The 8288-nt window shown below is 72.6% G+C and carries 6 protein-coding genes; 2 read left to right on the forward strand and 4 right to left on the reverse strand.

Annotation, left to right across the window (positions count from 1 at the left end):
• Positions 1–62 precede the first annotated feature (62 nt).
• From ACFU7Z_RS31090 to ACFU7Z_RS31100, 3 genes are all read right to left on the reverse strand, one after another.
• Complete coding sequence (locus tag ACFU7Z_RS31090; protein ID WP_181970664.1) at positions 63–821, reverse strand: transglycosylase SLT domain-containing protein; 759 nt, start codon at positions 819–821, stop codon at positions 63–65.
• Between the two features lie 431 nt (positions 822–1252).
• A complete protein-coding gene (locus tag ACFU7Z_RS31095; protein ID WP_049657856.1) occupies positions 1253–2587 on the reverse strand; it encodes a PhoH family protein in 1335 nt (444 codons plus the stop codon).
• A 330-nt stretch (positions 2588–2917) separates the two neighbouring features.
• The gene (locus tag ACFU7Z_RS31100; RefSeq protein WP_181970663.1) at positions 2918–3712 is read right to left on the reverse strand and encodes an isoprenyl transferase; all 795 of its coding nucleotides are present in this window, start codon (positions 3710–3712) and stop codon (positions 2918–2920) included.
• 410 nt (positions 3713–4122) lie between these two features.
• On the opposite strand from ACFU7Z_RS31100, the gene ACFU7Z_RS31105 reads away from it, so the two are divergent.
• On the forward strand, positions 4123–5736 hold the full coding sequence (locus ACFU7Z_RS31105) for a chitinase (RefSeq protein WP_074001323.1): 1614 nt from the start codon (positions 4123–4125) through the stop codon (positions 5734–5736).
• A gap of 242 nt (positions 5737–5978) precedes the next feature.
• Here ACFU7Z_RS31105 and ACFU7Z_RS31110 read toward each other — a convergent pair whose 3' ends face one another.
• Positions 5979–6704, reverse strand: coding sequence for a prepilin peptidase (locus tag ACFU7Z_RS31110; protein WP_380781160.1), 726 nt, complete (start codon positions 6702–6704; stop codon positions 5979–5981).
• Between the two features lie 252 nt (positions 6705–6956).
• Between ACFU7Z_RS31110 and ACFU7Z_RS31115 the strand changes: the two genes are divergently transcribed.
• Entirely contained in the window at positions 6957–8171 is a 1215-nt protein-coding gene (locus ACFU7Z_RS31115) for a pyridoxal phosphate-dependent aminotransferase (protein WP_074001322.1), read from the forward strand.
• Positions 8172–8288: the final 117 nt, after the last annotated feature.

Consider the following 8288-nt stretch of genomic DNA (forward strand, 5'->3'; position numbering starts at 1 on the left):
CCCGAGGAGGGCGAACGGCCGGGGGCCGGGTGGAACCGCGCCGCCGGAGCGGCAGCCGTTTCCTAGTACCAGTTGTGCGCCTGCCAGAACGACCACGCACCGCAGGGGCTGCCGTAGCGGGAGTTCATGTAGCCGACGCCCCACTTGATCTGGGTGGCCGGGTTGGTGCGCCAGTCGGCACCGGCCGAGGCCATCTTGGTGCCGGGCAGCGCCTGGACCAGACCGTAGGCACCGGAGCTCTTGTTGGTCGCGGTGTAGTCCCAGCCGCTCTCGCGCTTCACGATCTGGCTGAAGCACTGGAACTGCGCGTCGTTGCCGACGATCTGCCGGGCCAGGTCCTGGACCGAGCCGGGGCTGACCGAGACGGGCGGCGCGCTGTCCTCCACCGCGCTCATCGCGGAGCGGGACTTGGAACGGTTCGCGGCGGCCTCGTCGGCCTTGCGCTTGTCGTCCGCGGCCTTGGCGGCCTTCTCCGCGTCGGCCTTGGCCTGGGCGTCGGCCTTCGCCTGGGCGTCCGCGGCGGCCTGCTGGCGCGCGGCCTCCTCGGCGGCCTTCTGCTCCGCGGCGGCCTTGGCGGCGGCGTCGGCGGAGGCCTGCTGGGCGGATGCCTGCTGGCCGATGTTGTCACTGATGGTCTGCGCCTGGGCGCCAGAGGGGACTTCGGCAAGCAGGGTCGCGCCCGCGACGTCGACCGTCTGCGTCGTCTTGCCCTCGCTGCCCGAGGCCATGCCCACGACGGCACCGACAGCGGTGACGGCGGTGGCGGAGGCCACAGCGACTCCCCGGACCGAGATCCGAGTCACATGGATTCCTTCCAGCATCGCCCACGCGTGACCGTACGGGCGCAACATGCCCCTTGACACTGACCTCCGCACGGTGCACTGGTCACGGGAGGTGCTGGCCCGGCGTCCGGCCGAGGTGAGTCGACCAGGCGTTGGAATCGGGCGGCGTACGGCTCAACGTTCTTCAATTGTGCGTCCACCGACCGGAGTTGGTGGACCTTCCGGGGCCTGACCTCCGGTGGCCGGAAGCCCTGCCGCGCCGTACGCGGGGCCTGACAGAACCCTCACCATGCCGCACCGGGTACGGTCGACGCAATTCCCGCCCGCGTGGCGCATGTCACATTCACCGCACGGCAGTTCCCCGGACGGAAAGCACTCGATGTGATGAAACGGACGGGGCCCGCTCCCTCAGGAGCGGGCCCCCGGCCATGAGTTGACCGTATTGTCCGACTATGCCCTCGGAGGGCGGATCACGGGTGGATGTCCTCCAGCATCTCCGTGACCAGCGCCGCGATCGGCGAACGCTCCGAGCGGGTGAGCGTGATGTGGGCGAAGAGCGGATGACCCTTCAGCTTCTCCACCACCGCCACCACGCCGTCGTAGCGGCCCACCCGGAGGTTGTCCCGCTGCGCCACGTCGTGGGTGAGCACCACCCGCGAGCCCTGGCCGATCCGGGACAGCACCGTCAGCAGGACGTTCCGCTCCAGCGACTGCGCCTCGTCCACGATCACGAAGGCGTCGTGCAGCGAGCGCCCCCGGATGTGGGTCAGCGGCAGCACCTCCAGCATCCCGCGGGAGATGACCTCCTCGATCACGTCCGGGGTGGTGACGGCGGAGAGGGTGTCGAAGACCGCCTGCGCCCAGGGGCCCATCTTCTCCGCCTCGGAACCGGGCAGGTAGCCCAGCTCCTGCCCGCCGACCGCGTACAGCGGCCGGAAGACCATCACCTTGCGGTGCTGCCTCCGCTCCAGCACCGCTTCCAGCCCCGCGCACAGCGCCAGCGCCGACTTCCCGGTGCCGGCCCGGCCGCCCATCGAGACGATCCCGATCTCCGGGTCGAGCAGCAGGTCCAGCGCCACCCGCTGCTCGGCGCTGCGCCCGCGCAGCCCGAACGCCTCGCGCTCCCCGCGCACCAGCCGCACCCGGCCGTCGCCGGTGACCCGGCCGAGCGCGCGGCCGCGCTCCGAGGTCAGCACCAGTCCGGTGTGGACCGGCAGCTCGGCGGCCCCGTCGACGTCCACCCCCGCGTCGTGGCCGACCGAGAAGAGCGCGTCCACCTGATCGGCCGGGACGTGCAGCTCGGTCATGCCCGTCCAGCCCGAGGTGATCGCCAGCTCGGCCCGGTACTCCTCGGCGAGCAGGCCCACCGAACTGGCCTTGATCCGCAGCGGCAGGTCCTTGGACACGACGGTGACGTCGTAGCCCTCGGCCTGGAGGTTGCGGGCGACCGCGAGGATCCGGGTGTCCGCCTCACCGCCGCCGGCCCGGTAGCCGACCGGCAGTATCGACACGTCGGAGTGGTTGAGCTCGACCCGGATGGTGCCGCCGAGCTCGCCGACCGGGATCGGCTCGTCGAGCCGGCCGTGCCGGATGCGGTAGTCGTCGAGCAGCCGCAGCGCCTGGCGGGCGAAGTAGCCCAGCTCCGGGTGGTGCCGCTTGGCCTCCAGCTCGGTGACGACCACCACCGGGAGGACGACCTCGTGCTCCTCGAAGCGGGTCATGGCGAGCGGGTCCGCCAGGAGCACGCTGGTGTCGAGAACGTACGTGCGCCGGTCTGGTGTCCGGCGGCTCTTGGAACTGACCACTAGGCCTCCAGAGCGGATGACCCTGCGTCATCCGCGGCAAGCCGGCCCCCGCTGCCCCGGTGGCCTCGGGACCGGACTGACTGGAGTATTCCCAGGCGGGGAACGGTGCATTCGCGCCCCCGGCGAACTGACGGATCATTGCCGGTGAACGTTTGGCCTCGCCCGGGCGCCGGGTAGGCCAGGCCTACGGCGGTCATTTCCTCCGGACGGCCGGACCTGGGACGACGGCCCCCCGGACGCGGGGTCACCGCCCCCGAGGGCGCGGGACACGGCCCCGGGAACGCGGGGCACCGGCCCGGGGGCGCCGGGCCGGAACCGGCCGATCCGGGACTACAGCCCCAGCCGCCGGTGGCGCTGCTCGTAGGCGCGCAGCGCGCGCAGGAAGTCGACCTTGCGGAAGGCCGGCCAGTACGCCTCGCAGAAGTAGAACTCGCTGTGCGCGCTCTGCCAGAGCAGGAAGCCGGACAGCCGCTGCTCGCCCGAGGTGCGGATGATCAGGTCCGGGTCGGGCTGGTTGCGGGTGTACAGGTGCTCGGCGATGTGCTCGACGGTCAGGACCTCGGCCAGTTCCTCGATCGAGGTGCCGCGTCCGGCCTGCTCCTGGAGCAGCGAGCGGACGGCGTCGGCGATCTCGTGCCGACCGCCGTAGCCGACCGCGACGTTGACCGTTATCCCGTCGATGTCGGCGGTCTGGTCGGCGGCCCGCTTGAGCACGTCGGCGGTGTGCTGGGGCAGCAGGTCCAGCGCGCCGACCGGGTTGACCCGCCAGCGGCGGGCGGCGGCCAGGCCGGTGACGGCGTCCTCGATGATGCCGAGCAGCGGGACGAGCTCGTCGGCCGGGCGGTCCAGGTTGTCGGTGGAGAGCATCCAGAGGGTGACGACCTTGACGTGGGTCTCGTCGCACCAGCCGAGGAACTCGCTGATCTTGTCGGCGCCGCGCTGGTGGCCGTACGCGGTGGAGCCGCCGGCCGCCTTGGCCCAGCGGCGGTTGCCGTCCAGGATCACGCCGATGTGGCGCGGGGTGCTCGCGAGGTGGACCTCGACCCGTCGCCCGTAGAGCCCGTACATCCCGCCGAGCAGGGTGCGCAGCCCCGGCGTCCGTTCGGCGACATCGCGCAGACCCATGTTTCCCGGCCCCTCCGTGCTCGTTGCAACTGGTGCGTCTCCGCCCCCGGCGCAGCCTACTCCGGCGCGCAGGTGCACAGTAAAGCCGCAGGTAGCGGTCTGGTCACGGTCCTGTACGAAGTCTGTCCCGACGGGCGTGTCGGGGGTCCTCCGGACGGGTGGCGGGGCCTGTGCGGGGCCGCCGCGGGGCCTCCGGGGCGCGGACACGGAACGGTCTCCGAATCCTTAACGGAACCGTAAGCCGTTCTTCCGATGCTTGACGACCAGCAATGGTCTAGTCCAGCTTTTGATCCGGGACGGAACGATCCTCCTGCTCCGCCCCGCAGGCTCACTTCGGACCTCCCCTCCCCCACACGCGGCCGCCGCGCCCCCCACCGCGGCGGCCGCTCCTCCCCCAGGAGCGTCACCCCATGGCCCGTACGCTGAACCAGCCTTCGCACAAGCGCCGGCGCAGCCCCCTCCCGGCCGTCGCGGCCGGCGCCACCGCCCTCGCCCTGGCCGGCGGCGGCCTCGCCCTCTTCGCCGGCGGTGCCAGCGCGGCGGTCGGCAACCTGGTCGCCAACGGCGGCTTCGACGGCGGGCTCGGCGGCTGGACCTGCACCGGCGCCGCGACCACGGTGTCCTCCCCGGTCCACTCCGGCACCGGCGCGCTCCAGGCCACCCCGGGCGCCGGCGACACCGCCGAGTGCGCCCAGACCATCAGCGTGCTGCCCAACACCAGCTACACGCTGAGCGCGTGGGTCCAGGGCCCGTACGTCTACCTCGGCGCGCGCGGCACCGGCGGCACCGACCCGTCCGTGTGGTCGAACCAGAACAGCTGGAACCAGCTGTCCACCACCTTCACCACCGGGGCGAACGCCACCAGCGTCACCGTCTACCTGCACGGCTGGTACGGCCAGAGCGCCTACCTCGCCGACGACGTCGCACTGGTCGGCCCCGGCGGCACCGGCACCCCGTCGCCGACCGCGACCCCCACGCCGACCCCGACGCCGACGGCCACCGCCTCCCCCACGGCCACCGCGACGCCCACCCAGACGGCGACCCCGACCCCCACCGGGACGCCCACCCAGACCCCGACGGCGACCCCCACCGCCACGCCGACCAGCACCACCCCGCCGGTCACCGGCCTGCCCGCCCACGCGGTCACCGGCTACTGGCAGAACTTCGACAACGGCTCGACCGCGCAGCGGCTGAGCGACGTCCAGAGCGCGTACGACATCATCGCGGTGTCCTTCGCCGACGCCGTGCCGACCAGGACCGGCGCGATCAGCTTCACCCTGGACCCGGGCCTGTCCAAGGCCCTCGGCGGCTACACCGACGCCCAGTTCCGCGCCGACGTCAAGGCCAAGCAGGCGGCCGGCAAGAAGGTCATCCTCTCCATCGGCGGCCAGAACGGCGCGATCACCGTCGGGGACGCCACCGCCGGCGCCAACTTCACCAACAGCGCCTACGCGATCATCAAGGACTACGGCTTCGACGGCATCGACGTCGACCTGGAGAACGGCGTCCAGGCCGGTCCGCTCGGCGACGCGCTGCACGCCCTGCAGGCCAAGGTCGGCCCCGGCTTCGTCCTGACCATGGCCCCCGAGACCATCGGGATGTACAACACCTCCGGCGCCTACTTCCAGCTGGCGCTGAAGACCAAGGACATCCTCACCGTCGTCAACACCCAGTTCTACAACTCGGGCGGCATGAACGGCTGCGACGGCAAGGTCTACAACCAGGGCACCATCGACTTCATCACCGCGCAGGTCTGCACCCAGATCCAGGGCGGCCTGCGGCCGGACCAGGTGGGCATCGGCGTCCCGGCCTCCAGCCGGGCGGCGGGCGGCGGCTACGTCTCGCCGACCGTGGTGAACAACGCGCTGGACTGCCTGGCCACCGGTAACAACTGCGGCAGCTTCGTGCCGCCGGCCAAGTGGCCGACCATCCGCGGCGCGATGACCTGGTCGACCAACTGGGACGCCAACAACGGCAACGCGTTCTCCAACACGGTCGGCCCGTTCGTCCACAAGATGCCGTGACGGCCGGGAGGCCGTGACCCCCTAGAGCCCAACTCCCCCGGCGCGCCGCTCCTTGAGGGTGGGGCCTGCGCGTCGGCGGCGGGGCCCGTCGTACCGACCGGTACGGCGGGCCCTTCCGTTTCCCCTGTCCCCTCTATTAGGGACGGGGTCCGGCGGGGGCGGTGGCGGGGTCCTCCGGGGGCCGGGAGCGGGGTGGACCGGAGGCCGGGGCGGCTCCCGGTCGTCGCCTGGTACGGCTCCGCTCACCGCGCCAGGACCGCGGTGAGCGCGCCGAGCAGCAGGAACGGGCCGACCGGGAGGTCGAGCCCGCGCACCGGGCGGCGGCGGGCCAGCGCGGCGGCGGCCCGCAGGGTGCCCCACAGCCCGGCGAGCACCATCGCGGCGAACAGCCCGCCGAGCGCCACCGACCAGCCGAACCAGCCGAGCAGCCCGCCCAGGGCGAGCCCGAGCGGGGAGTCCCCGGGGCCCAACGCGCCCAGCCAGACGGCCAGTTCGAGGACGCCCCCGACCGCCAGCGCGACCAGTAGGCAGCGCAGCAGCGCGCCCGGGTCCCGCTCGGCCTGCGCCGCGACCAGCAGCAGCGCCGCCACCCCGCCGAGCAGCGGCACGGTCAGCCCGTACGGCAGCCGGCGCACCCGCGCGTCGACGAAGCCGAGCGCCACGCCGAGCGCCGCCGCCCAGCCCAGGGCCAGGGTCACCACCACCAGGCGGTCCGCCGCGTACGCCACCGCGACGGCGACCGCCGCCGCGACCGCCTCCACCGTCCAGGGGCCGGCGCCCAGCCGCTCCCGGCAGCCCGGGCAGCGCCCGGTCGGCGGCAGCAGCCGCAGCGCGCGCCCGCAGGACGGGCAGGCCTCGCACCAGGGCTCGCCCTCCGGCACCGCGAAGCGGGCGATCCGCCCGCGCAGCGGCGGAGCCGCCAGGAGACCGACCAGCACCGCCGCGACCACGACCGGGACCACCGGCACACCCCCTCCTCGACCGACACGACCGACACGACCGGCCACATCCTCCCGCGCCGGGCGTGTGCCGTCCGTCTCGTTCCACGGAACGGCGCGGCGGCGCTCCTCGCATACAGGAGCATTCCGGACATTCGACTGCCGGTTCACAAGGCCGCCCGCCGCCCCCGCCTGCCGATCCAAGGGGGCCGTTCCGACCCTCCGAAGCACCCCCGCGGAGACCCGCCGCACGGCCCCTCCGTACCCCTAAAGTAGGCGGACATGCAGGTCATCCAGTCCAGCAAGCTCGCCAATGTCTGCTACGACATCCGCGGACCGGTACTCGACGAGGCGATGCGGCTGGAGGAACAGGGCCACCGCATCCTCAAGCTCAACACCGGCAACCCGGCCACCTTCGGTTTCGAGGCGCCCCCGGAGATCCTCCAGGACATCCTGCGCAACCTCGCCACCGCGCACGGCTACGGCGACTCCAAGGGCCTGCTCTCCGCCCGCCGCGCGGTGGTCATGCACTACGAGGACCGCGGGCTGCACGGCCTCTCCGTCGACGACGTCTTCCTCGGCAACGGCGTCTCCGAACTGATCCAGCTGGCCATGACCGCGCTGCTGGACGACGGCGACGAGGTGCTCGTCCCGGCCCCGGACTACCCGCTGTGGACCGCCTCGGTCTCGCTGGCCGGCGGCACCGCCGTGCACTACCGCTGCGACGAGCAGTCCGAGTGGTACCCGGACCTCGCCGACATCGAGGCCAAGGTCACCGACCGCACCAGGGCCATCGTGGTGATCAACCCGAACAACCCGACCGGCGCGGTCTACCCGCGCGAGGTGCTGGAGGGCATCGCCGAGATCGCCCGCCGGCACGACCTGGTGGTCTACGCGGACGAGATCTACGACAAGATCCTCTACGACGACGCCGAGCACGTCCCGCTGGCCACCCTGGCCCCGGACCTCTTCTGCGTCACCTTCAACGGGCTGTCCAAGGCGTACCGGGTCGCGGGCTTCCGCTCCGGCTGGATGGTGCTGTCCGGCGACCGGCACCGGGCCCGCAGCTACATCGAGGGCCTGACCGTGCTCGCCTCGATGCGGCTCTGCGCCAACATGCCGGCCCAGCACGCGGTGGCCGCCGCGCTCGGCGGGCGGCAGTCGATCCGCGACCTGGTGCTGCCCGGCGGCCGGCTGCACGCCTCGCGCGACGCCGCGTACAAGCTGCTCAACGACATCCCCGGGGTCAGCTGCGTCAAGCCCAAGGGCGCGCTGTACGCCTTCCCCCGGCTGGACCCCAAGGTCCACAAGATCAAGGACGACGCCCGGATGGTGCTCGACCTGCTGCGCTCCCAGCGCATCCTGCTGGTCCAGGGCACCGGCTTCAACTGGCCCGAGCCGGACCACTTCCGGCTGGTCACGCTGCCCCGGCCGGAGGAGATCACCGACGCGGTGACCCGGATCGGCGACTTCCTGAGCGGCTACGTCCAGCCGTAGCCACCGGGCTCGACGACACCCGGAACGGCTCCCGGGACGGCTCCCGGGAAAACACTACGGCCGGAGTTCCGGCCCGGGCGATCTCCTTGGTCGGGGGAAAATCGCCCGGCGGAACTC

The organism is Kitasatospora sp. NPDC057518 (genome assembly GCF_042802075.1).
Classification (GTDB): Bacteria; Actinomycetota; Actinomycetes; order Streptomycetales; family Streptomycetaceae; genus Kitasatospora.

Coding starts and splice junctions, on each gene's coding strand:
- ACFU7Z_RS31090 (WP_181970664.1), bottom strand. CDS start 821: ATGCTGGAAGGAATCCATGTGACTCGGATCTCGGTCCGGGGAGTCGCT.
- ACFU7Z_RS31100 (WP_181970663.1), bottom strand. CDS start 3,712: ATGGGTCTGCGCGATGTCGCCGAACGGACGCCGGGGCTGCGCACCCTG.
- ACFU7Z_RS31105 (WP_074001323.1), top strand. CDS start 4,123: ATGGCCCGTACGCTGAACCAGCCTTCGCACAAGCGCCGGCGCAGCCCC.
- ACFU7Z_RS31115 (WP_074001322.1), top strand. CDS start 6,957: ATGCAGGTCATCCAGTCCAGCAAGCTCGCCAATGTCTGCTACGACATC.